Annotated in this window: 19 protein-coding genes and 1 pseudogene; 10 read left to right on the forward strand and 10 right to left on the reverse strand. The window is 67.6% G+C overall.

Annotated features, from left to right (window positions below):
• The first annotated feature begins 76 nt into the window (after window positions 1-76).
• The 4 genes from glcE (at window position 77) to proC (ending at window position 4103) form a co-directional block, all read left to right on the forward strand.
• Window positions 77-1165: a glycolate oxidase subunit GlcE gene (gene glcE / locus AC3IFE_RS30055; protein ID WP_089466721.1), complete on the forward strand. Its 1089-nt coding sequence runs from the start codon at window positions 77-79 to the stop codon at window positions 1163-1165.
• A 7-nt stretch (window positions 1166-1172) separates the two neighbouring features.
• Window positions 1173-2399, forward strand: a complete 1227-nt coding sequence (gene glcF / locus AC3IFE_RS30060; RefSeq protein WP_301738033.1) for a glycolate oxidase subunit GlcF — start codon at window positions 1173-1175, stop codon at window positions 2397-2399.
• Window positions 2400-2538: 139 nt separating this feature from the next.
• On the forward strand, window positions 2539-3237 hold the full coding sequence (locus AC3IFE_RS30065; protein WP_489193927.1) for a YggS family pyridoxal phosphate-dependent enzyme: 699 nt from the start codon (window positions 2539-2541) through the stop codon (window positions 3235-3237).
• A 53-nt stretch (window positions 3238-3290) separates the two neighbouring features.
• Window positions 3291-4103, forward strand: coding sequence for a pyrroline-5-carboxylate reductase (proC, locus tag AC3IFE_RS30070; protein WP_489193856.1), 813 nt, complete (start codon window positions 3291-3293; stop codon window positions 4101-4103).
• Window positions 4104-4203: 100 nt separating this feature from the next.
• Here proC and ubiA read toward each other — a convergent pair whose 3' ends face one another.
• From ubiA to recG, 6 genes are all read right to left on the reverse strand, one after another.
• Entirely contained in the window at window positions 4204-5067 is an 864-nt protein-coding gene (gene ubiA, locus AC3IFE_RS30075; RefSeq protein WP_301738031.1) for a 4-hydroxybenzoate octaprenyltransferase, read from the reverse strand.
• 208 nt (window positions 5068-5275) lie between these two features.
• Complete coding sequence (dpsA, locus tag AC3IFE_RS30080) at window positions 5276-5764, reverse strand: non-specific DNA-binding protein DpsA (RefSeq protein WP_089466716.1); 489 nt, start codon at window positions 5762-5764, stop codon at window positions 5276-5278.
• Window positions 5765-5887: 123 nt separating this feature from the next.
• On the reverse strand, window positions 5888-6058 hold the full coding sequence (locus tag AC3IFE_RS30085; protein WP_489193859.1) for a hypothetical protein: 171 nt from the start codon (window positions 6056-6058) through the stop codon (window positions 5888-5890).
• 143 nt (window positions 6059-6201) lie between these two features.
• Window positions 6202-8388: a catalase/peroxidase HPI gene (gene katG, locus AC3IFE_RS30090; RefSeq protein ID WP_489193861.1), complete on the reverse strand. Its 2187-nt coding sequence runs from the start codon at window positions 8386-8388 to the stop codon at window positions 6202-6204.
• A gap of 594 nt (window positions 8389-8982) precedes the next feature.
• Window positions 8983-9942, reverse strand: a complete 960-nt coding sequence (locus AC3IFE_RS30095; protein WP_089466714.1) for a LysR substrate-binding domain-containing protein — start codon at window positions 9940-9942, stop codon at window positions 8983-8985.
• 127 nt (window positions 9943-10069) lie between these two features.
• Window positions 10070-12391, reverse strand: a complete 2322-nt coding sequence (gene recG / locus AC3IFE_RS30100) for an ATP-dependent DNA helicase RecG (protein WP_489193863.1) — start codon at window positions 12389-12391, stop codon at window positions 10070-10072.
• Window positions 12392-12558: 167 nt separating this feature from the next.
• Between recG and queA the strand changes: the two genes are divergently transcribed.
• The 5 genes from queA to secF all read left to right on the forward strand — a co-directional run bounded on the left by queA (window position 12559) and on the right by secF (window position 18674).
• Window positions 12559-13626 carry a tRNA preQ1(34) S-adenosylmethionine ribosyltransferase-isomerase QueA gene (gene queA, locus AC3IFE_RS30105; RefSeq protein ID WP_089466712.1) on the forward strand — a complete coding sequence of 356 codons (1068 nt, stop codon included), beginning with the start codon at window positions 12559-12561 and terminating at the stop codon, window positions 13624-13626.
• A 197-nt stretch (window positions 13627-13823) separates the two neighbouring features.
• Window positions 13824-15023 carry a tRNA guanosine(34) transglycosylase Tgt gene (tgt, locus tag AC3IFE_RS30110; protein ID WP_489193866.1) on the forward strand — a complete coding sequence of 400 codons (1200 nt, stop codon included), beginning with the start codon at window positions 13824-13826 and terminating at the stop codon, window positions 15021-15023.
• Between the two features lie 233 nt (window positions 15024-15256).
• Complete coding sequence (gene yajC, locus AC3IFE_RS30115; RefSeq protein WP_006476868.1) at window positions 15257-15580, forward strand: preprotein translocase subunit YajC; 324 nt, start codon at window positions 15257-15259, stop codon at window positions 15578-15580.
• Between the two features lie 106 nt (window positions 15581-15686).
• Entirely contained in the window at window positions 15687-17705 is a 2019-nt protein-coding gene (gene secD / locus AC3IFE_RS30120) for a protein translocase subunit SecD (RefSeq protein ID WP_089466711.1), read from the forward strand.
• Window positions 17706-17723: 18 nt separating this feature from the next.
• Window positions 17724-18674: a protein translocase subunit SecF gene (gene secF / locus AC3IFE_RS30125; RefSeq protein ID WP_006482457.1), complete on the forward strand. Its 951-nt coding sequence runs from the start codon at window positions 17724-17726 to the stop codon at window positions 18672-18674.
• A gap of 151 nt (window positions 18675-18825) precedes the next feature.
• On the opposite strand, the gene AC3IFE_RS30130 is transcribed toward secF, so the two are convergent.
• The 4 genes from AC3IFE_RS30130 to AC3IFE_RS30145 all read right to left on the reverse strand — a co-directional run bounded on the left by AC3IFE_RS30130 (window position 18826) and on the right by AC3IFE_RS30145 (window position 22074).
• Entirely contained in the window at window positions 18826-20103 is a 1278-nt protein-coding gene (locus AC3IFE_RS30130; protein WP_301738023.1) for an MFS transporter, read from the reverse strand.
• A gap of 194 nt (window positions 20104-20297) precedes the next feature.
• Window positions 20298-20879 (reverse strand): YceI family protein, encoded by a 582-nt coding sequence (locus AC3IFE_RS30135; RefSeq protein ID WP_489193869.1) that lies wholly within the window; start codon window positions 20877-20879, stop codon window positions 20298-20300.
• A 65-nt stretch (window positions 20880-20944) separates the two neighbouring features.
• Window positions 20945-21505, reverse strand: a complete 561-nt coding sequence (locus AC3IFE_RS30140) for a YceI family protein (RefSeq protein ID WP_489193871.1) — start codon at window positions 21503-21505, stop codon at window positions 20945-20947.
• Between the two features lie 8 nt (window positions 21506-21513).
• Entirely contained in the window at window positions 21514-22074 is a 561-nt protein-coding gene (locus AC3IFE_RS30145; protein ID WP_489193873.1) for a cytochrome b, read from the reverse strand.
• 259 nt (window positions 22075-22333) lie between these two features.
• Here AC3IFE_RS30145 and AC3IFE_RS30150 point away from each other — a divergent pair.
• Window positions 22334-22491, forward strand: a pseudogene (locus AC3IFE_RS30150) (paraquat-inducible protein A); the annotation flags it as partial.

The raw sequence follows: 22491 nt of genomic DNA on the forward strand, positions 1-22491 counted from the left end.
TTAGGGATAGTCGCGATGTGGAATCGCGCCACCCCGGTACAATCGACCGAACAACAAGTCGAGGCAGCAACGGAACATGGAAGAGGACGACATCGTCGCCGGATGGGCCGAGCGCGTTCGCGCGGCCAGTGCCGACGGCCGGCCGCTGCGGATTCGCGGCGGCGGCACCAAGGACTGGTACGGCCAGGCGCTCGAGGGCGAAATACTCGACACGCGCGCGTTTCAGGGCATCGTGTCGTACGACCCGGCCGAACTCGTCGTCACGGTCCGCGCGGGCACGCCGCTCGCGCAGCTTGAAACCGTCCTCGCCGAGTGCGGCCAGATGCTGCCGTTCGAGCCGCCGCATTTCGGCCGCGCGGCCACCGTCGGCGGCTGCGTCGCGGCTGGCCTCGCGGGCCCGCGCCGCGCCACCTGCGGCGCACCGCGCGATTTCGTGCTCGGCGTCACGCTGATGAACGGCCGCGGCGAAATGCTGCGCTTCGGCGGGCAGGTCGTGAAGAACGTCGCCGGCTACGACGTGTCGCGGCTGATGGCCGGCGCGCTCGGCACGCTCGGGCTGATGCTCGACCTGTCGATCAAGGTGCTGCCGATGCCCGTCGCCGAGGTCACGCTGAAGTTCGAGATGACCGCGACCGACGCGGTGCGCAAGCTCAACGAATGGGGCGGCCATCCGCTGCCGGTCAGCGCGAGCGCGTGGCGCAACGGCACGCTGGTGCTGCGCCTGTCGGGCGCGGAAGCCGCCGTGAAATCCGCGAAAACGCTGCTCGGCGGCGAAGTCGTCGACGCGGTCGAGGCCGAGCGCTTCTGGGCCGGCCTGCGCGAGCACACCGACCCGTTCTTCAACGGCATCCCGCCCGGCTACGCGCTGTGGCGCCTGTCGCTGCCGTCGATCACCGAACCGATGCACCTGCCCGGCACCCAGTTGATGGAATGGGGCGGCGCGCAGCGCTGGTGGATCACCGACGCCGACGCGCAAACCGTGCGCATGAGCGCGAAGCAGGCCGGCGGCCATGCGACGCTGTTCCGCGCGGGCGACACCTACGACCGCAGCGCGGGCGTGTTCACGCCGCTGCCCGCGCCGATGATGAAAATCCACCGCGGGCTGAAAAGCGCGTTCGATCCCGCGCGCATCTTCAATCGCGGCCGGCTTTACCCTGATCTCTGAGGGCTGGATGCAAACGAATCTCGCCGATTTCATCCGCAACACGCCCGACGGCGACGAGGCCGACGCGATCCTGCGCAAGTGCGTGCACTGCGGGTTCTGCACCGCGACCTGCCCGACCTATCAACTGCTCGGCGACGAACTCGACGGCCCGCGCGGCCGCATCTACCTGATCAAGCAGATGGTCGAAGGCGCGGCCGTCACGCGCAGCACGCAACAGCACCTCGACCGCTGCCTCACGTGCCGCAGCTGCGAGACGACCTGCCCGTCCGGCGTCCAGTACGGCCGGCTCGTCGAGATCGGCCGCAAGCACGTCGAGGCGCGGGTGGAGCGCCCCGCGCAGCAGCGGCTGATGCGCCGCGTGCTCGCGAGCGTCGTGCCGAACGCCGCGCTGTTCTCGCCGGTGATGCGCCTCGGCCAGCACGTGCGGCCGCTGCTGCCGAAGCGGCTGCGCGACAAGGTGCCGCCGCGCACGCGGCTGCTCGAATGGCCGCACCGCACGCATACGCGCAAGATGCTGATGCTCGGCGGCTGCGTGCAGCCGTCGATGCTGCCGAACATCAACATCGCGACCGCGCGCGTGCTCGACGCGCTCGGCATCGAGACGGTCGTCGCGCCCGACGCGGGCTGCTGCGGCGCGATCCGCCTGCACCTGAACTATCACGACGAAGCGCTCGACGACGCGCGCCGCAACATCGACGCGTGGTGGCCCCACGTCGAACAGGGCGCCGAGGCGATCGTGATGAACGCGTCGGGCTGCGGCGCGACGGTGCTCGAATACGCGCACCTGCTGCGCGACGATCCGGCCTACGCGGAGAAGGCGCAGCGCATCGTGTCGCTGACGCGCGACGTCTCCGACGTGCTGCTCGCGTTCGAGGCCGAACTCGCGACGATCGCGCGGCGCCGCGCGATCCATACGGTCGCGTACCACCCGCCGTGCACGCTGCAGCACGGCCAGCAGTCGCGCGGCAAGGTCGAGCGCCTGCTGGAGACGCTCGGCATCGACGTGCGGCTGCCGGCCGACAGCCACCTGTGCTGCGGCTCGGCCGGCACCTACTCGCTGACGCAGCCGTCGCTGTCGTACCGGTTGCGCAAGCAGAAGCTGCTGAAGCTGCAGGCGCTCGAACCGCAGATGATCGTGTCCGGCAACATCGGCTGCATCGCGCACCTGCAAAGCGGCACGCAGGTGCCGGTCGCCCACTGGATTCAGCTCGTCGAGCATTTGCTGTACGGCTAGACCCCGCCGTCCCTGCGCGCAACGGGCGGACGGGCGCACGCACGGCGTCCGTATAATGAGCGGATCGATGCGCGGCGTGTCGCGGCGCATCGGCTTCATGCCCGCTTCCGTGCCTTCCGTGCCTGCTTTCGTGCCCGTCATGTCCGATCTCGCCGCCCGCCTCGACTCCGTTCACCGCAGCATCGCCGACGCCGCCCGCGCGGCCGGCCGCGATCCCGCCACCATCTCGCTGCTCGCCGTGTCGAAGACGTTCCCGGCCGACGACGTGCGCGCCGCGCATGCGGCCGGGCAGCGCGCGTTCGGCGAAAACTACGTGCAGGAATCGATCGACAAGATCGACGCGCTCGCCGACCTGCGCGCGAGCCTCGAATGGCATTTCATCGGGCCGCTGCAATCGAACAAGACGCGCCCCGTCGCCGAGCGCTTCGACTGGGTCCATTCGGTCGACCGGCTGAAGATCGCGCAGCGCCTGTCGGAACAGCGCCCCGCGCACCTGCCGCCGCTCAACGTGTGCGTGCAGGTGAACATCAGCGGCGAGGCGTCGAAGAGCGGCGTCGCGCCGGCCGACGTGGCGGAAGTCGCGCGTGCGGTCGCCGCGCTGCCGTCGCTGCGGCTGCGCGGCCTGATGGCGATTCCCGAACCGGCCGGCGACACCGACGCGCAACGCGCGCCGCATCGCGCGCTGCGCGCGTTGTTCGACGCGTTGCGCGCCGAGGGCCTGCCGCTCGACACGCTGTCGATGGGCATGTCCGCCGATCTCGAAGCCGCGGTGCTCGAAGGCGCGACGATCGTGCGCGTCGGCACCGCGATCTTCGGCGCACGCGATTACGCGCACTGAACGCCGCGCCCTTTTCCGCCTTTCCGTTCACTCACTCGCTCATTCCCGACATCATGAAAATCGCATTCATCGGCGGCGGCAACATGGCCGCGGCCCTGATCGGCGGCCTGATCAAGCGCGGCGTCGCCGCGGACGGCCTGTACGCCATCGACGTCAACGAAGACGTCCGCGCGCGCGCCGTGCAGCAGTTCGGCATCCGTACCGGCGCGGCCATCGACGCGACGCTCGCCGACTACGACGCGATCGTGCTCGCGGTGAAGCCGCAGGTGCTGCACGACGTCGCGCAGGCGCTCGCGCCGCACCTGAAGTCGCAGCTCGTGATCAGCATCGCGGCCGGCATCCGCGGTACGGATCTCGCCCGCTGGCTCGGCGGCTACGCGCGCGTCGTGCGCACGATGCCGAACACGCCCGCGCTGGTCGGCATGGGCGTGACGGGCCTGGCCGCGCTGCCGGGCGTCGACGCGGCCGGCCGCGAACTCGCGTCGAACGTGCTCGGCGCGGTCGGCGAGATCGTGTGGTTCGACGACGAATCGCAGCTCGACGCGGTCACCGCGATTTCGGGCAGCGGCCCCGCGTACGTGTTCTATTTCATCGAGGCGCTGCAGGAAGCCGCGCGCCGTCTCGGCATGAACGACGAGCAGGGCCACGCGCTCGCGGTCGCGACGTTCACGGGCGCCGCGCAACTCGCCGCGCAATCGGGCGAACCGGCGAGCGTGCTGCGCGAACGCGTGACGTCGAAGGGCGGCACGACGGCCGCCGCGCTTGCGGCGTTCGACGCGCAGGGCGTGAAGGAAGCGATCGTGCGCGGCGCGCTCGCGGCCGAAGCGCGGGCGAAGGAAATGGGCGACGAGCTCGGCCGCGCGTAAGCGTGACAGCGACGCCGGTTTGTCCGGCGCCGGGCGCAAAAAAGCGACCCTCGGGTCGCTTTTTCGTGGGCGCCGCGCGAAAAGACGCGCGCAGCGTCGTTCAGTTGCCAGCCAGCAGGTAATGCGCGGCAATCCCCGCGAACAGCGCGCCGCCGAGCCAGTTGTTGTGGCGGAACGCCGCGAAGCACGGCATCCGTTCGCGATCCTTGATCAGCGTGTAGTGATACAGCGCGCAACCGGCCGCCGCCGCCCAGCCCACCCAGTACGCGAGGCCGAAGCCGAGCGTCACGCCGATCCACACGTAGATGCCGAGCGTCGCCGCGTAGCACGCCATCACGGCCGCGACGTCGAAACGGCCGAACGTCAGCGCGGACGTGCGAATGCCGATCTTGATGTCGTCGTCGCGATCGACCATCGCATATTCGGTGTCGTACGCGACCGACCAGAAGATGTTCGCGACCAGCATCACCCACGCCAGCGCCGGCACCGTGTCCTGTACGGCCGCGAACGCCATCGGGATGCCGAAGCCGAACGCGATGCCGAGATACGCCTGCGGAATCGCGAAGAAGCGCTTCATGAACGGATAAGAGCCGGCGACGAACAGCGCGACGACCGACAATTCCTTCGTCAGCGTATTGAGCGGCAGGATCAGCAGGAACGCGATGAACGACAGCCCGACCGCGATCGCGACGGCTTCCCATGCGCGGATCTTGCCCGACGTCAGCGGCCGGTCGGCCGTGCGCTTCACGTGGCGGTCGAAATCGCGGTCGGCGTAATCGTTCATCGCGCAGCCGGCCGAGCGCATCAGCAGCGTGCCGAGCGTGAAGATCACGAGCAGCGGCCAGCGCGGGTGGCCGTCCGACGCGATCCACAACGCGTTGAGCGTCGGCCACAGCAGCAGCAGGCTGCCGATCGGCTTGTCCATCCGGACGAGCCGCAGATACAGGGGAAAGCGGGCAAGCATGGCGAAGCACCGGGAAGAGAATCCCGGCATTTTAGAGCCGACCGGTGTTCCGCGTCATGTCGGCGCGACCCGCGGCCGGCGTCCGCAACGAGCGGGCGGGCCGCCGCGGCACGCCGCGCGCGGCCGCGCCCCAACGCACGTCAATCCGGGGCCAGAGTCGGCCCCGCCCAGGAGCGGGCCAGCCTGCCGTCCCCGGCCGCGCCCGGGCTTACGCGAGCAGCGACCGCAGCATCCATGCGGTCTTTTCATGCGTCTGCAGGCGCTGCGTGAGCAGGTCGGCGGTCGGCTCGTCGCTCGCCGCGTCGGCGATCGGGAAGATTTCGCGCGCGGTGCGCACGACCGTCTCGTGCCCTTCGACGAGCTGGCGAATCATGTCCTCGGCGGCCGGCACGCCCTTCGCTTCCGGCACCGACGACAGTTTCGCGAATTCGGCGAACGTGCCGGGCGCGACGACGCCCAGCGTCCGAATGCGCTCGGCGATGGAATCGACCGCGAGCCACAGTTCGTTGTACTGCTCCTCGAACATCAGGTGCAGCGTGTTGAACATCGGCCCGGTCACGTTCCAGTGGAAATTGTGGGTCTTCAGGTACAGCGAAAACGTATCGGCAAGCAGGCGCGACAGGCCATCCGCGATGTTCTTGCGGTCCTTGTCGCTGATACCGATGTTGATCTGCGTGGCGTTGCCTTTCTTGGCCATCTTCGGGACTCCTCATTCGACATGTTGAACCGGCGAAAATGCGTCGAGCAATCCGCATGCCGTGTCGTGCGGCACGCGTTCGCGACTCGCCATTCTAGCGTCGCGAAGCGATCGTCGCAGCGTTCAGCCGCCGGCGGCCGACACGATCGGCGCCAGCGCGTGCAGCGCCTGCGAGGCCAGCTCCGCCGCCCCGCCGACGACGATCGCGAAGCCGGCCGCGTAGCGCGCCAGCTCCGCCGGCGAGCGCAGAATGGGCGACGCGGCCGCGCGCACGTTGAGCATCATTTGCGTCATGGTCGTCACTCCTTTGACAAGACATCGTTCAGAGAAGAAACGGCCGGTCGCCGGACCGGCCGTTTCACGTTGCTGCATTTACTGCATTACTGCATTACTGCATTACTGCATTACCGCGTTACCGCATCGGCACGCGGCCGGGTTCATGCGAGGTCGAAGCGGTCGAGGTTCATCACCTTGTTCCAGGCCGCCACGAAATCGCGCGCGAACTTCTCCTTCGCATCCGCGCTGCCGTACACCTCGGCCAGCGCACGCAACTGCGAGTGCGAACCGAAGATCAGGTCGACACGCGTGCCCGTCCACTTGACGGCGCCCGTCGCGCGGTCGCGCCCTTCGAACACGTCGTTCGCGGCCGACACGGGCTTCCATTCGGTGCCCATGTCGAGCAGGTTCACGAAGAAGTCGTTCGTCAGCGTTTCCGGACGATCGGTGAACACACCATGCTTCGCATCGCCGACATTCGCACCGAGCACGCGCAGGCCGCCGACGAGCACCGTCATCTCCGGCGCGCTCAGCGTCAGCAGCTGCGCCTTGTCGACCAGCAGCGCCTCGGCCGGCGTCGTGTACGCGTGCTTCAGATAGTTGCGGAACCCGTCCGCCACCGGCTCGAGCACGGCCATCGCGTCGACGTCGGTTTCTTCCTGCGACGCATCCGTGCGGCCCGGTGCGAACGGCACCGTGATCGCGATACCCGCGTGCTTCGCCGCCTGCTCGACGCCGGCCGCACCGGCCAGCACGATCAGGTCGGCCAGCGACACCTTCTTGCCGCCCGTCTGCGCATCGTTGAACGCCTTCCGCACGCCTTCGAGCGCTTCGAGCACCGCCGCGAGCGCCGCCGGCTGGTTCACTTCCCAGTCCTTCTGCGGCGCGAGGCGGATGCGCGCACCGTTCGCGCCGCCGCGCTTGTCCGAGCCGCGGAACGTCGCCGCCGACGCCCATGCGGTCGACACGAGCTGCGACACCGACAGGCCCGTGGCCAGCACCTTCGCCTTCAGCGCGGCAACGTCGGCGTCGTCGATCAGCGGGTGATCGACGGCCGGGACCGGGTCCTGCCACAGCAGGTGTTCCGCCGGCACTTCCGGGCCGAGATAGCGCGAACGCGGGCCCATGTCGCGGTGCGTGAGCTTGAACCACGCGCGAGCAAACGCGTCGGCGAATTCGGCCGGGTTCTCGTAGAAGCGGCGCGAGATCTTTTCGTAGGCCGGGTCGAAACGCAGCGACAGGTCGGTCGTCAGCATCGTCGGACGGTGCTTCTTCGACGCGTCGTACGCATCGGGAATCACTTCGCCGGCATCCTTCGCCACCCACTGGTGCGCGCCGGCCGGGCTCTTCGTGAGCTCCCACTCGTAGCTGAACAGGTGCTTGAAGAAGTCGTTGCTCCACTGCGTCGGCGTCGACGTCCACGTGACTTCGAGGCCGCTCGTGATCGTGTCCTTGCCCTTGCCCGTGCCGAACGTGCTCTTCCAGCCAAGGCCCTGCTGCTCGATGCCCGCGGCTTCCGGCTCGGGGCCGACGTTCGACGCCGGGCCGGCGCCGTGCGTCTTGCCGAACGTGTGGCCGCCCGCGATCAGCGCGACCGTTTCCTCGTCGTTCATCGCCATCCGCGCGAACGTCTCGCGGATGTCGTGCGCGGCGGCGACCGGGTCGGGATTGCCGTCCGGGCCTTCCGGGTTCACGTAGATCAGGCCCATCTGCACCGCGGCGAGCGGGTTTTCGAGCTCGCGCTTGCCCGTGTAGCGGCTGTTCGGGCCGCCGCTCAGTTCCAGCCAGATCTTTTCCGAGCCCCAGTAGACGTCGTCCGGTTCCCACGTGTCGGCGCGGCCGCCCGCATAGCCGAACGTCTTGAAGCCCATCGATTCGAGCGCGACGTTGCCGGTCAGGATCAGCAGGTCGGCCCACGAGATGTTGCGGCCGTACTTCTGCTTGATCGGCCACAGCAGGCGGCGCGCCTTGTCGAGGCTCACGTTGTCCGGCCAGCTGTTGAGCGGCGCGAAGCGCTGCTGCCCGCCGCCCGCGCCGCCGCGGCCGTCGGCCGTGCGGTACGTGCCGGCGCTATGCCATGCCATGCGCACGAACAGGCCGCCGTAGTGGCCGAAGTCGGCCGGCCACCAGTCCTGCGACGTCGTCATCAGCGCGTGCAGGTCCTGCTTCACCGCGGCGAGATCGAGCTTCTTGAATGCTTCCGCGTAGTCGAAATCCGGGTCCATCGGATCGGACAGCGCCGAATGCCGATGCAGGACGTTGAGGTTCAGCTGATTCGGCCACCAGTCCTTGTTCGTCGTGCCGCTGCCTGCGGTGTGGTTGAACGGGCACTTCGTTTCGTTCGACATGCTTTTTTCTCCTTGTCTTGCTCGTAGGCCCCCACGTGCCGGGCGCGGTTCGTGGAGCATTGCGGGGGATGAAACGGAACAGGCGGTTCCTCCTGTCGTACTACGGAATGTCGTGCGCGGCCTTCGGCACGCGCTTCCGTTGCCACGCGCCGCAGGCGAGGCGCTCAAGGACGCGGCCGGCTTGTCGGGTATCGGACATGCAATGGGCCCTCATCGCTCGACGGCGGGTGAATCGGGGGAACACAGGACCGGCGTGCGGCGACACTCATCCGCCATACACACGATCCGCCAGGTATGCGAACGCAATCGGACGCAGGCTGCGAACCGCCGCCCTGGCGCGATGTACGACCGTGTCGCGCGACGGGGTGTTCCGCTGCGCGCGCTGCAATACCGACCGCATCATGACATCCTCCTTTGACGCCTGCATTCAACCTGCATCCCGCACCTCGGCATGCGACGCCGATCCATGTAGAGGATTCTATTTACCCCTATCGATTATTTGAATTTAATAAATTTCATCTATTCGATAGGGAAAAATAAACGGGGTCGTACGACCCCGTTCATCACGCTGCCACACACGCATGCGCGCCTGCGTCAGTTCATGGTCGCCGGCATGTCGAGCTTCGCGACACCCGGCAGCTGGCACGCGGCAATCGCGTCGCTGATCGCGTCGATCGCGGGCATCCGCGTGAAACTCTTGCGCCACACGAGCACCACGCGGCGGTCGGGCACCGGTTCGTGGAACGGCACGTACGACAAAAGCTCGGCATCGGGGCCGTTCGCGCGCGGGCCGATCTCGGCGACCGACATCCGCGGCAGCACGGTGATGCCGACGCCGCTCGCGACCATGTGGCGAATGGTTTCGAGCGACGAGCCCTCGAAGGTCTTCTGGATGCCGTCGGCCGTCTGCGAGAAGCGCATCAGTTCCGGACACACGCCGAGCACGTGATCGCGGAAGCAGTGGCCGTTGCCGAGCAGCAGCATGGTTTCCTGCTTCAGGTCCTCGGCGTCGATTTCGTCGCGCTTCTCCCACGGATGGCCGGCCGGCAGCGCGACGACGAACGGCTCGTCGTACAGCGGCCGCACCATCAGGCCGGTTTCGGGGAACGGCAGCGCCATGATCGCGGCGTCGATCTCGCCCTGCTTCAGCAGTTCGAGCAGCTTCAGCGTGTAGTTCTCCTGCAGCATCAGCGGCATCTGCGGGACACGCTGGATCATTTGCTTGACGAGGGTCGGCAGCAGGTACGGCCCGATCGTGTAGATCACGCCGAGGCGGAACGGGCCGACGAGCGGGTCCTTGCCCTGCTTCGCAATCTCCTTGATCGCGAAGGTCTGCTCCAGCACGCGCTGCGCCTGGGTGACGATCTGGTCGCCGATCGGCGTCACGCTCACTTCACTCGCGCCGCGCTCGAAAATCTGCACGTTGAGCTCGTCTTCGAGCTTCTTGATCGCCACCGACAGCGTCGGCTGGCTCACGAAGCACGCTTCGGCCGCGCGGCCGAAATGCCGCTCGCGCGCGACCGCGACGATGTACTTCAATTCAGTCAGGGTCATTGTGGGTCAATCAGGGATATACAGGCGATAGGTTTAATTTATACACCTGTTGGCACCGGTTCGCCAAGTTTCTCTGCATCGCGATGCGTCGAGTGGCGGCTTTCGATCCGGCCCCAAGGCCGGTCGATCAGGCTTTCAGGTACTGCTCGCGCGCACCGAGCCAGCGCGCGAGATGCTGGGTGACGACCTCCGGATACGCGGCAATCAACCGCGCCGCGACCTCGCGGGCCGGATCGATCAGCCAGCCGTCGGTCTCGAGGTTCGCGAAGCGCAGCATCGCCGCGCCCGACTGGCGCGCGCCGAGGAATTCGCCGGGGCCGCGGATTTCGAGGTCGCGCCGCGCGATCTCGAAGCCGTCGGTCGTCTCGCGCATCGTCTTCAGCCGCTCGCGGCCCGCGATCGACAGCGGCCCGGTGTACAGCAGCACGCACACCGACGCCGCGGTGCCGCGCCCGACGCGGCCGCGCAACTGGTGCAGCTGCGCCAGGCCGAAACGCTCCGCGTGCTCGATCACCATCAGCGATGCGTTCGGCACGTCGACGCCGACCTCGATCACGGTCGTCGCGACCAGCAGTTGCACGTCGTTGCGCGTGAACGCGTCCATCACGGCCGCCTTGTCGGCCGGCGACAGCCGGCCGTGCACGAGGCCGACCTTCAACTCGGGGAGCGCCGCGGCCAGCGTCTCGTAGGTTTCGACGGCCGTCTGCAGTTGCAGCGTCTCGCTTTCCTCGATCAGCGGGCACACCCAGTACACCTGCCGCCCGGTCAGCGCGGCCTCGCGCACACGGGCGATCACTTCTTCGCGCCGCGCGTCGCCCACCAGCCGCGTCAGCACCGGCGTGCGGCCGGGCGGCAGCTCGTCGATCGTCGACACCTCGAGGTCCGCGTAGTACGTCATCGCGAGCGTGCGCGGAATCGGCGTGGCCGACATCATCAGCTGGTGCGGCTGGAAGTCGCGTGCGCCGTTGGCCGCGTTCGCGGCCTTCGCGCGCAGCGCGAGACGCTGCTCGACGCCGAAGCGGTGCTGCTCGTCGACGATCACGAGGCCGAGCCGCGCGAATTCGACCGTGTCCTGGATGATCGCGTGCGTGCCGATCACGAGCTGCGCGGTGCCGAGCGCGGCCGCCTCGATCGCCGCGCGCTTCTCCTTCGCCTTCAGGCTGCCCGCGAGCCACGCGACCGTGACGCCGAGCGGCTCGAGCCATGCGCGCAGCTTGCGCGCGTGCTGTTCGGCGAGGATTTCGGTCGGCGCCATCAGCGCGGCCTGGTAGCCGGCGTCGATCGCCTGCGTGGCGGCCAGCGCCGCGACGACCGTCTTGCCGCTGCCGACGTCGCCCTGCAGCAGCCGCTGCATCGGGTGCGCGAGCGTGAGGTCGTGCGCGATCTCGTCGACGACGCGCGCCTGCGCGCCCGTCAGCGTGAACGGCAGCGCCGCGTAAAAGCGCGTGGTCAGCGCGTCGGTATCGGTCGCGGCGCGGCGCGGCATCGCGGGCGCCGCGCGCGTGCGGCGCTCCTCGTGCGCACGCTTGAGCGACAACTGCTGCGCGAGCAACTCCTCGAACTTGATGCGCGTCCACGCCGGATGCGAGCCGTCCATCAGCGCGGCTTCGTCGGAATCGACGCGCGGATGGTGCAGGATGCGCACCGCCTGCTCGAGCGACGGCACGTCGAGCGGCTTCAGGTAATCGCGCTGAATCTCGGGCGGCAGCAGTTCGGGCAGCGGCGTGCGCTCGACCGCGTTCTCGATCGCCTTGCGCAGATACGCCTGCGACACGCCGGCCGTGCTCGGATAGACGGGCGTGAGCACCTGCGGCAGCGGCGCGTCGGCTTCGACGACACGCACGGCCGGATGCACCATCTCCATCCCGAAGAAGCCGCCGCGCACGTCGCCGCGCACGCGCAGCCGCTGGCCGACGGCCATCTGCTTGACCTGCGACCCGTAGAAATTCAGGAAGCGCAGCACGAGCTGCTCGCCGTCGTCGTCCTGGATCTTCACGACGAGCTGACGACGTGGACGGAATGTGACCTCGTTGTCGAACACGACGCCTTCGGCCTGCGCGATGCCGCCCGGTAGCAGTTCGCCGATCGGGGTGAGCGTGGTTTCGTCCTCGTAGCGCATCGGCAGATGCAGCACGAGATCGATCGAGCGCGTGAGGCCGAGTTTCGCGAGCTTGTCGGCGGTTTTCACCGGCTTGTCGGCCGCCGGCTTCTTCTTGCGCTTCGTGCCGGATGCGCCGGATGCGCCGGCTTCGTCGCCGCCCGCGCCCGGTTCGACGTCGGGCGCGGCGGCCGCGGGTTGCGCGAGCCGGCCGTCGGCGCCGCGCTTCGGGCCGGCGCGGCGGGCGCCGGCGGCCGATGCGGGCGGCGCGGGCGTGGCGGCATCGTCCGCGTCGAACGGATCGGCGGAATCGGCGACGGCAGCGGGGGAACGGCGTGGTGACACAGGCATCGGATCGTCTGGGTGCTTCGCAAGGCAAGTACAATAGCGGCTTTCACGTCGTCCGAACCAACGACGCCGGCCAGGCCGCGCATCCCGCCATCATAGCGGCTCGCGCGCCCCATTTACGCGTTTCCGCCCTGCCGGCGACGCCCGCCGGCCGCTTCGAACCAGCCCGCATGTTCACGCTTTCCGATTTCGATTTCAATCTGCCGCCCGAGCTGATTGCACAAACCGCGCTGCCCGATCGCACCGCGAGCCGCCTGCTCGAGGTGGATCGCAGCGTCGAGCCCGCACGCCTCGTCGACCGCCGTTTCGCCGAGCTGCCGTCGTGCATCGCGCCCGGCGACCTGCTCGTGTTCAACGATACCAAGGTGCTGAAGGCGCGTTTCTTCGGCCAGAAGGCCAGCGGCGGCAAGATCGAGGTGCTGATCGAGCGCGTGACCGGCACGCACACGGCGCTCGCGCAGATCCGCGCGAGCAAGTCTCCGGGCGCCGGCACGACGCTGCGTCTGGCCGACGCGTTCGACGTGACGGTCGGCGAGCGCGTCGAGCCGTTCTTCACGCTGCATTTCCCCGCGCCATGCCTGGACCTGATCGAGCAGTACGGCCGGCTGCCGCTGCCGCCGTATATCGAGCACGACGCCGACGCGACCGACGAAACGCGCTACCAGACCGTCTACGCGAGCAACCCGGGCGCGGTCGCCGCGCCGACGGCCGGCCTCCACTTCGACCAGCCGCTGCTGGAGAAGCTCGACGCGATGGGCGTCGAGCGCGCGACGCTCACGCTGCACGTCGGCGCCGGCACGTTCCAGCCGGTGCGCGTCGAGAACATCGCCGAGCACAAGATGCACAGCGAGTGGTACGACCTGCCGCAGTCGCTCGTCGACAGGATTGCCGCGACCCGCGCGCGAGGCGGCAACGTGATCGCGGTCGGCACGACGTCGATGCGCGCGCTCGAAGCCGCGGCGCGCGCGGCCGACGAAGCGGGCCGCCCGCTCGCGGCCACGCAGGCGGAAACCGACATCTTCATCACGCCCGGCTACCGTTTCCGCGTGGTCGACCGGCTCGTCACGAATTTCCACCTGCCGAAGTCGACGCTGCTGATGCTGGTGTCCGCGTTCGCGGGCGTCGAGACGATCCGCGCCGCATACCGGCACGCGATCGAAGAACGCTACCGGTTCTTCAGCTACGGCGACGCGATGCTGCTCACGCGGCGCGACACGCCGGAGGCGCCGGGCGCTTAAGCGCGGCGGGCGCGAACACGCACCGGCCTGCGATTGCCAGCAGCCGTTGCGCGCCGCGCGGTCGCGTCCAGCGCTGTTGCCCCCGTTTTCCCGCCGTACGCGCTACGATGCGCGCACCCGCTTTTCCCGCCGCCGGTTGCCCGGCGGCGTTTCCAACATGCGCCGAACTGTTCTTCGGTGGCAAGGAGAATGACGCGATGACCGAAGGTTCATCCCACGATACGCACGCTGATCCGAGCGCCCCCGTGCAGGACCGCCCCGCCAACGGGCTCGAATTCGAACTACTGACGACCGACGGCCACGCGCGCCGCGGCCGCGTGAAGCTCAATCACGGCACGGTCGAAACGCCGATCTTCATGCCGGTCGGCACGTACGGCACCGTGAAGGCGATCCAGCCGCGCGAGCTGCACGAGATCAAGGCCCAGATCATCCTCGGCAACACGTTCCACCTGTGGCTGCGCCCGGGCCTCGACACGATCGACGCGCACGGCGGCCTGCACGGCTTCATGGGCTGGAACAAGCCGATCCTGACCGATTCGGGCGGCTTCCAGGTGTTCTCGCTCGGCGATCTGCGCAAGATCACCGAGGACGGCGTCACGTTCGCGTCGCCGATCAACGGCGACAAGCTGTTCCTCTCGCCGGAAGTGTCGATGCAGATCCAGAAGGTGCTGAACTCGGACATCGTGATGCAGTTCGACGAGTGCACGCCGTATGCGACCAATGGCGTGCCGACCACGCACAAGGAAGCGGCCGACTCGATGCGCATGTCGCTGCGCTGGGCGAAGCGCTCGCTCGACGAGTTCGACCGGCTCGGCAACCCGAACGCGCTGTTCGGGATCGTCCAGGGCGGAATGTTCGAGGACCTGCGCGACGAATCGCTCGCGGGCCTCGCCGAACTCGGTTTCCACGGCCTCGCGATCGGCGGGCTGTCGGTCGGCGAGCCGAAGGAAGACATGATGCGCGTGCTGCGCCACGTCGGCCCGAAGCTGCCGGCCAACAAGCCGCACTACCTGATGGGCGTCGGCACGCCGGAGGATCTCGTCGAGGGCGTCGCGAACGGCATCGACATGTTCGACTGCGTGATGCCGACCCGCAACGCGCGTAACGGCTGGCTGTTCACGCGCTTCGGCGACGTGAAGATCCGCAACGCGACGCACAAGAACTCGCTGAAGCCGCTCGACGCGACCTGCTCGTGCTACACGTGCCGGAACTTCTCGCGCGGCTACCTGCATCACCTGCACCGGGTCGGCGAGATCCTCGGCGCGCAGCTGAACACGATCCACAACCTGCACTACTACCTGCAGCTGATGAACGAGATCCGCGACGCGATCGAAACGCATATGTTCGACGCGTTCCGGCAGCGCTTCGCGGAGGATCGGGCCAGAGGGGTCGACTGACGGGCCGGCGGCCCGCGCCGCGGTCCGCCGCATTGGACGAGTACTAAATTGAGCCGTCCCGATGCCGGTCGCGACCGCGAAACATTGCAATTGCCTTTCCAAACAAGCCGCAACGGTATCGGTTCGTGCTTTAACAGCTTGATCCGAAAGCGCATTTGCCACGCCGTTTGCGCATGGGGCCGGTGGTAGAATAACCGGCTTATTTTTCGATCTTCCCCTACGGAGAGACCAACGTGCCGTTCATTTCCAATGCCTTCGCGCAAGGTGCCGGTGGCGCCGAATCGAGCCTGATGAGCTTCCTGCCGCTCATCCTGATGTTCGCGGTGCTGTACTTCATCATGATCCGTCCGCAGATGAAGCGCCAGAAGGAACACCGCAACATGCTCGCGGCCATGGCGAAGGGCGACGAAGTCGTCACGAGCGGCGGCCTCGTCGGCAAGGTGACGAAGGTCACCGAAGGCTACATCGGCGTCGAAATCGCCGAAGGCACCGAAATCACCGTGCAGAAGGCTGCCGTCACGACCATTCTGCCGAAGGGCACGATCAAGTCGCTGTAAGGCTTACACCGAGCGTCCGGCTCCCCGCGCCGTGCCCGCCTGAGAGAGCGGGACGCCGCGGCGCCGGACGCGACGCTTTCACGCCAACCACCCGTTCGGCCCCCTCATGAATCGTTACCCACTCTGGAAATATGTCGTGATGGTCGTGGCGCTCGCCATCGGCCTTCTGTACACATTGCCCAACTTCTTCGGCGAAGCGCCGGCGGTGCAGGTGTCGAGCGGCAAGGCCACGGTCAAGCTCGACTCGACCACGCTGACCCAGGTCGAATCGGCGCTCGCATCCGCGCAGATCAAGCCGGACGACATCACCTTCGAGAACACGGCGACCAACGCGAACATCCGCGTGCGCCTGAAGGACACCGATACGCAGCTGCGCGTCAAGGACCTGCTGCAGAAATCGCTGAACACCGATCCGAACGATCCGCAGTACGTCGTCGCACTGAACCTGCAGAGCGCGTCGCCGCGCTGGCTGACCGCGCTGCACGCGCTGCCGATGTATCTCGGCCTCGACCTGCGCGGCGGTGTGCACTTCCTGCTCCAGGTCGACATGACGGGCGCGCTCACGAAGAAGCTCGACTCGGACGCGTCCGACGCGCGCTCGCTGCTGCGCGACAAGAACATCCGCGACGGCGGCGTGAGCCGCGTCGATCAGTCCGTGGTCGTCAACTTCAGCGACGCGCAAACCGCCGAAGACGCCCGCAAGGTGCTCGCCGCGTCGATCACCGAGCTGCAATGGGCGACCCAGCCCGGCGGCGGCGGCACGCAGGTGGTCGGCACCTTCACGCCGGCCGTGCAGAAGTCGGTCGAGGACGCCGCGCTCAAGCAGAACCTGACGACGCTCCACAACCGCGTGAACGAGCTCGGCGTGTCCGAGCCGATCCTCCAGCAGCAAGGCAGCGACCGCATCGTCGTCGAACTGCCGGGCGTGCAGGACACCGCGAAGGCGAAGGACATCATCGGCCGCACCGCGACGCTCGAGGCGCGCCTCGCCGATCCGATCAACACGCACCCGAACCCGAACGACCCCGTGCCGCCGGGCGAGGAGCTGTTCACGCAGGGCAACCAGGTGCCCGTGCTGCTGAAGAAGGACGTGATCTTCACCGGCGACCGCATCATCGACGCGTCGGCCGGCTTCGACGAACATCAGCGTCCGTCGGTCAACATCCGCCTCGATTCGGCGGGCGGCCGCGCGGTGCGCACGGTGTCGCGCGACAACATCGGCAAGCCGATGGCGATGGTGCTGTTCGAGAAGGGCAAGGGCGAAGTGCTGACGGTCGCGACGATCCAGTCCGAACTCGGCGACCGCTTCCAGATCACGGGCCAGCCGACGCCGCAGGCGGCGGCCGACCTCGCGCTGCTGCTGCGCGCCGGTTCGCTCGCGGCGCCGATGGAGATCATCGAGGAACGCACGATCGGCCCGAGCCTCGGCGCCGACAACATCAGGATGGGCGTGCACTCGGTGATCTGGGGCTTCTGCGCGATCGCCGTGTTCATGATCGCGTACTACATGCTGTTCGGCGTAGTGTCGGTGATCGGCCTGTCGGTGAACCTGCTGCTGCTCGTCGCGGTACTGTCGCTGATGCAGGCGACGCTGACGCTGCCCGGTATCGCGGCCATCGCGCTCGCGCTCGGTATGGCGATCGACTCGAACGTGCTGATCAACGAGCGCGTGCGTGAAGAACTGCGCGCCGGCCAGCCGCCGCAGCTCGCGATCCAGTCCGGCTACGCGCATGCGTGGGCGACGATTCTCGACTCGAACGTCACGACGCTGATCGCCGGCCTCGCGCTGCTCGCGTTCGGCTCGGGCCCGGTTCGCGCGTTCGCGATCGTGCACTGCCTCGGCATCCTGACGTCGATGTTCTCCGCGGTGTTCTTCTCGCGCGGGATCGTCAACCTCTGGTACGGCGGCCGCAAGAAGCTGAAGTCGCTCGCGATCGGCCAGGTGTGGAAGCCGGAAGGCGCCGCCGCCGCGTCGTTCACCGACGCGGACGAATCGACCGACACCGCGCGCGCCGCGAAGCTCGCCGCCCCGGCGAAGGGCAACGCGCCGCGCGCCGGCAAGCCGCAGCTGCGCAACCGCGCGCAGCAAGGCGTGTCGCCGAAGAAACCGGGCTCGACCCAATAAGGCCCCGGAGACGAAGCCATGGAATTTTTCCGCATCCGTAAAGACATTCCGTTCATGCGGCACGCGCTGGTGTTCAACGTGATCTCGCTGGTCACGTTCCTCGCCGCCGTGTTCTTCCTGTTCCACCGCGGGCTGCACCTGTCGGTCGAATTCACCGGCGGGACGGTGATCGAGGTGCAGTATCAGCAGGCCGCGGAGCTCGAGCCCGTGCGCGCGACGCTCGGCAAGCTCGGCTATGCCGACGCGCAAGTGCAGAACTTCGGCACGTCGCGCAACGTGCTGATCCGCTTGCAGCTGAAGGAAGGCCTCACGTCGGCACAGCAGAGCGACCAGGTGATGGGCGCGCTGAAGGCGCAGAGCCCGGACGTCACGCTGCAGCGCGTCGAGTTCGTCGGCCCGCAGGTCGGCCGCGAGCTCGCGACCGACGGGCTGCTCGCACTCGCGTGCGTCGTGATCGGCATCGTGATCTACCTGTCGTTCCGCTTCGAATGGAAGTACGCGGTGGCGGGCATCATCGCCAACCTGCACGACGTCGTGATCATTCTCGGCTTCTTCGCGTTCTTCCAGTGGGAGTTCTCGCTGGCGGTGCTCGCGGCGATCCTCGCGGTGCTCGGCTACTCGGTCAACGAGTCGGTCGTCATCTTCGACCGGATCCGCGAGACGTTCCGCCGCGAACGCAAGATGAGCGTGCAGGAAGTGATCAACCACGCGATCACGACCACGATGTCGCGCACGATCATCACGCACACGTCGACGGAAATGATGGTGCTGTCGATGTTCTTCTTCGGCGGCCCGACGCTGCACTACTTCGCGCTCGCGCTGACGGTCGGCATCATGTTCGGCATCTACTCGTCGGTGTTCGTCGCGGGCTCGCTCGCGATGTGGCTCGGCATCAAGCGCGAAGACCTGATCAAGGAAAAGAAGACCGCGCACGATCCGGACGATCCGAACGCGGGCGCGCAGGTTTAAGCGCCACGCCGTTTCGGCATCGAAGCAAGGCCGGCCCGTTTGGGCCGGTTTTTTTATGGGCGGACCGGCTGGCGCCCGACCCGTTCGCGCAACCGATGCCGACGCAGCCGGCGTGCGAGCGCGTCGACGACTGACGCGCCGCCCGCCCGTTTCAGCGAAACCCGAACCGCCGCCGCAGCACGACCAGCGCCGCGAGGCTCAGCACGGCCGCGAACATCAGGTAGAAACTCGGCGCCGTCTTCATCCCCGTCTCGCGGATCAGCCACGCGATGATGAATGGCCCGAAGCCGCCGAAGATCGTCACCGCGACGTTATACGCGAGCGACATCCCGGTCGTGCGCGTCTGCACCGGGAACACCTCCGACAACAGCCCCGGCAGGGCCGCGAAGTAGCCGGTCATCAGGAACGCGAGCAGCACCTGCAGCGCGATCAGCGTGCCGAAGCCCGGATGCGCGACGAGATACGCGAACGCCGGATAGATCAGCACGAGGATGCCGACGGCCGGCGCGATCATCACGCGCACGCGGCCGTAACGATCCGACCAGTGGCCGACCAGCGGCGCGAACGCCATCTGGATCACGCCGACGACGAGAATCGCGGCAAACGCGGCCGACGGCGCGAGGCCGAGCTGCTTCACGCCGTAGGTCGGCATGAACAGCACGAGATAGGTCGCGACGGTGCCGAGCACGACCACGCCCATCGCGGCCACGAGACGAGCCTTGTGCGACGCGAACGTATCGCGCAGCGGGTTCGCGGTGCCTTCGGCCGCGAGGAATTCGGGCGTCTCGTCGACCTTGGCGCGGATGTAGTACGCGACGGGCCCGAGCAGCAACCCGAAGAAGAACGGCACGCGCCAGCCCCACGACGCCATCTGCGCGGCCGTGAGCTGCGCGTTCAGCACGGTGCCGAAGCCCGCGGCGAGCAGCGTCGTGAGCCCCTGGCTCGCGACCTGCCAGCTCGCGAAGAAGCCGCGCCGGCCCGGCACGTGCTCGGCGAGGAACGCGGTCGCGCTGCCGAATTCGCCGCCGGCCGAGAAGCCCTGCATCAGCCGCGCGGCGACGAGGATCACCGGCGCGGCGACGCCGATCGTCCCGTAGGTCGGCAGCACCGCGATGATCAGCGTGCCGGCCATCATCAGCAGGATCGACAGCGTAAGCGCGGCCTTGCGGCCCGCGCGGTCGGCATACGCGCCGAGCACGATCGCGCCGAGCGGGCGCATGAAGAACGACACGCCGAACGTGCCGAGCGTGAGCAGCAGCGACACGGTGTCGTTGCCGGCCGGGAAGAACAGCTTGGCGATCGTCACCGCGAAAAAGCCGTAGACGACGAGATCGAACCACTCAAGCGCGTTGCCGATCGACGCGGCGACCACCGCGCGCCACACGCGCGGCGACGAGGCAATGGAGCTGGACTGCGTGACGGCATGCATCGGCGATCTCCTTGTCGTTGTACGTTCTGTTCGGGGCGGCCGCCGTCGCGCCGTCGGCCTGCCCGGCGCCGCACGGTCGCATACGGCGTTCGGGCGATTATAGGCGCGCAAAAAAAACCGCCGCGCCCCCGGTCATGGGAGCGCGGCGGTTTGCCCGCGGCGGCCGGCGCGACGCGCCGGCCTCGCTGGGAGCCTTACTGCTGCTTGACCGCTTCGGCCGTGATCAGCAGCTTCGTCTTCATCTTGAAGCCGTACTGCTTGCCGTAGTCGAGGCCGAAATCGTCGCGGCTGAATTCGCCGACCGCGTCGACGCCGCACACTTCACGCTTGAGCATCGGGTGCGGCATGCACTTGAACGAATCGATCTTCAGCGTCAGCGGCTTCGTGACGCCATGCAGCGTCAGGTTGCCGACCACCGACACCGGCTTGTCGCCGTCGAACTTGATCGTGCCCTTGTAGTTCGCCTGCGGGAACTTCGCCACATCGAAGAAGTCGGCCGTCTGCAGGTGCTCGTCGAGCTTCGCGCTGCCCGTGTGGATCGACGCGATGTCGGTCGTCACGTCGACCGTGCCGGTCTTCGCCGCGCGATCGAGCGTCACGGTGCCGCTCGACTTGTCGAACTTGCCGCGCCAGACCGACAGGCCGCCGAAGTGGTCGGCTTCGAAGCTCGGGTACGTGTGGCTCGGGTCGAACTGGTAGGTCGCGCTTTCGGCGAAGGCCGAGAACGACAGCGAAGCGGCCAGCGCGCCTGCGGCGATGATCAGATGCTTTTTCAAACCTTTTCTCCTGGGAACGGCGCCGCGCCCTCGCGCGGCATTCAGTTGACGCGGCGACCCGCCGCTTACTTCGTGGTGACGAGATGGAACTTGATCTGCACTTCGTCCGCGACGACCGACGTGTCCTTCCACTCGCCGGTGCCGACGTTGAAGGCCGAACGCTTGATCGGCAGCACGCCGTCGAACGTCTGCGTCGCGCCGTTCTGCGCGACCGTGACGGGCACCGTGACGGTCTCGGCCTTGCCCTTGATCGTCAGCTTGCCGGTCACGTTGTACTTGTTGCCGCCGGCCGGCGCGATCGCCGACGACACGAAGGTCGCCTGCGGATAGGTCTTCGCGTCGAACCAGTCCTTGCCGGCGACCTGGTCGTTGTACATCTTGTCGCCGAGGTCGAAGCTCGCGACGTCGATCGTCATCTGCGCGCTGCCCTGCGCGGCTTTCGCCGGGTCGAACTTCACCTGCGCGGAAAACTTCTTGAACGCGCCTTCGGTCGGCACGTTCATCTGCTTCGACACGGCGGACACCTTGCTCTTCGCGAGATCGACGTCGGCATGCGCCGCGCCCGACGCGACAAGCGCCGCCGCGGCGAACGCGGTCAGCATGGAGCGGGAGAAAGACACTTTCATGGGATCCTTCATTTGGCAAAGGGAAGCATGCGCGACAACAGGCCGTCGCGGTCCAACAACTGGTGCTTGAGCGCCGCGAGCACGTGCATCGCGACGAGCGCAAGCAGAATGTAATTCAAGGAGACGTGCAGCGTCTTGAAGGTTTCCTTCAGCACCGGATCGGGGGCGATCAGGCGCGGCAGCGGCACGATGCCGAGATAGACGACCGGGATGTTCGACGCCGAGCTGTACAGGTAGCCCGTGACCGGGATCACGATCATCAGTACGTACAGCAGCATGTGCACGCCGTGCGACGCCGCGCGCTGCCACGCCGGCGTATCGCCCGGCAGCGGCGGCGGCACGTGGGTCGCACGCCACAGCACGCGCAGGACGGCCAGCGCGAACACCGTCACGCCGATCCACTTGTGCCACGAGAAGTACTTCAGCTTGGTCGGCGTGAAGCCGGGGATGTCCGTCATCACCCAGCCGAGCGCGAAGCCGCAGACGATCAGCAGCGCGATCAGCCAGTGCAGTGCGATCGCGGTATGCGCGTAGCGTGCCGGCACGGCCGGCGGCGGGTTCGATGCCATCTTCGGTTCCTCAGTTCAGCGAACGGCTGCGCCGGTAAATTCGTCCGACGCACGTCAAGGGCGCCATGCTACCGCAACCTTTTGACGCGCGCGGACTCTGAGGACAGGCACGCCAGCCGGCTGACGGCTTCCTGTCATGTTACCGATCGGTCACGCAGCGCACGATCCTTGACGCATCGAAAAAGCCCTTTTGGTAAGATTGGCGCGGGTTCCGGCCCCGTCGACGCGTTTCCCCAGCCGTCGCGACACCGCCTTTTCCATGCAACGATACGACCTGATTGCCTGCCACGAATGCGACGCACTGTTGCATAAACCGCGCCTCGCCGGCCGCGAGATCGCGCGCTGTCCGCGCTGCGACGCGCTGCTCTATCGCAACAGCACCACGCAGATCGAGCGCATCACCGCACTCGCGGTCGC

Source organism: Burkholderia sp. APQ4-4ca (genome assembly GCF_057837105.1).

Excerpts from the sequence above, each read along its gene's own strand:
- glcE (WP_089466721.1), top strand. The coding sequence starts at position 77 with ATGGAAGAGGACGACATCGTCGCCGGATGGGCCGAGCGCGTTCGCGCG.
- glcF (WP_301738033.1), top strand. The coding sequence starts at position 1,173 with ATGCAAACGAATCTCGCCGATTTCATCCGCAACACGCCCGACGGCGAC.
- AC3IFE_RS30065 (WP_489193927.1), top strand. The coding sequence starts at position 2,539 with ATGTCCGATCTCGCCGCCCGCCTCGACTCCGTTCACCGCAGCATCGCC.
- proC (WP_489193856.1), top strand. The coding sequence starts at position 3,291 with ATGAAAATCGCATTCATCGGCGGCGGCAACATGGCCGCGGCCCTGATC.
- ubiA (WP_301738031.1), bottom strand. The coding sequence starts at position 5,067 with ATGCTTGCCCGCTTTCCCCTGTATCTGCGGCTCGTCCGGATGGACAAG.
- dpsA (WP_089466716.1), bottom strand. The coding sequence starts at position 5,764 with ATGGCCAAGAAAGGCAACGCCACGCAGATCAACATCGGTATCAGCGAC.
- AC3IFE_RS30085 (WP_489193859.1), bottom strand. The coding sequence starts at position 6,058 with ATGACGCAAATGATGCTCAACGTGCGCGCGGCCGCGTCGCCCATTCTG.
- katG (WP_489193861.1), bottom strand. The coding sequence starts at position 8,388 with ATGTCGAACGAAACGAAGTGCCCGTTCAACCACACCGCAGGCAGCGGC.
- AC3IFE_RS30095 (WP_089466714.1), bottom strand. The coding sequence starts at position 9,942 with ATGACCCTGACTGAATTGAAGTACATCGTCGCGGTCGCGCGCGAGCGG.
- recG (WP_489193863.1), bottom strand. The coding sequence starts at position 12,391 with ATGCCTGTGTCACCACGCCGTTCCCCCGCTGCCGTCGCCGATTCCGCC.
- queA (WP_089466712.1), top strand. The coding sequence starts at position 12,559 with ATGTTCACGCTTTCCGATTTCGATTTCAATCTGCCGCCCGAGCTGATT.
- tgt (WP_489193866.1), top strand. The coding sequence starts at position 13,824 with ATGACCGAAGGTTCATCCCACGATACGCACGCTGATCCGAGCGCCCCC.
- secD (WP_089466711.1), top strand. The coding sequence starts at position 15,687 with ATGAATCGTTACCCACTCTGGAAATATGTCGTGATGGTCGTGGCGCTC.
- secF (WP_006482457.1), top strand. The coding sequence starts at position 17,724 with ATGGAATTTTTCCGCATCCGTAAAGACATTCCGTTCATGCGGCACGCG.
- AC3IFE_RS30130 (WP_301738023.1), bottom strand. The coding sequence starts at position 20,103 with ATGCATGCCGTCACGCAGTCCAGCTCCATTGCCTCGTCGCCGCGCGTG.
- AC3IFE_RS30140 (WP_489193871.1), bottom strand. The coding sequence starts at position 21,505 with ATGAAAGTGTCTTTCTCCCGCTCCATGCTGACCGCGTTCGCCGCGGCG.
- AC3IFE_RS30145 (WP_489193873.1), bottom strand. The coding sequence starts at position 22,074 with ATGGCATCGAACCCGCCGCCGGCCGTGCCGGCACGCTACGCGCATACC.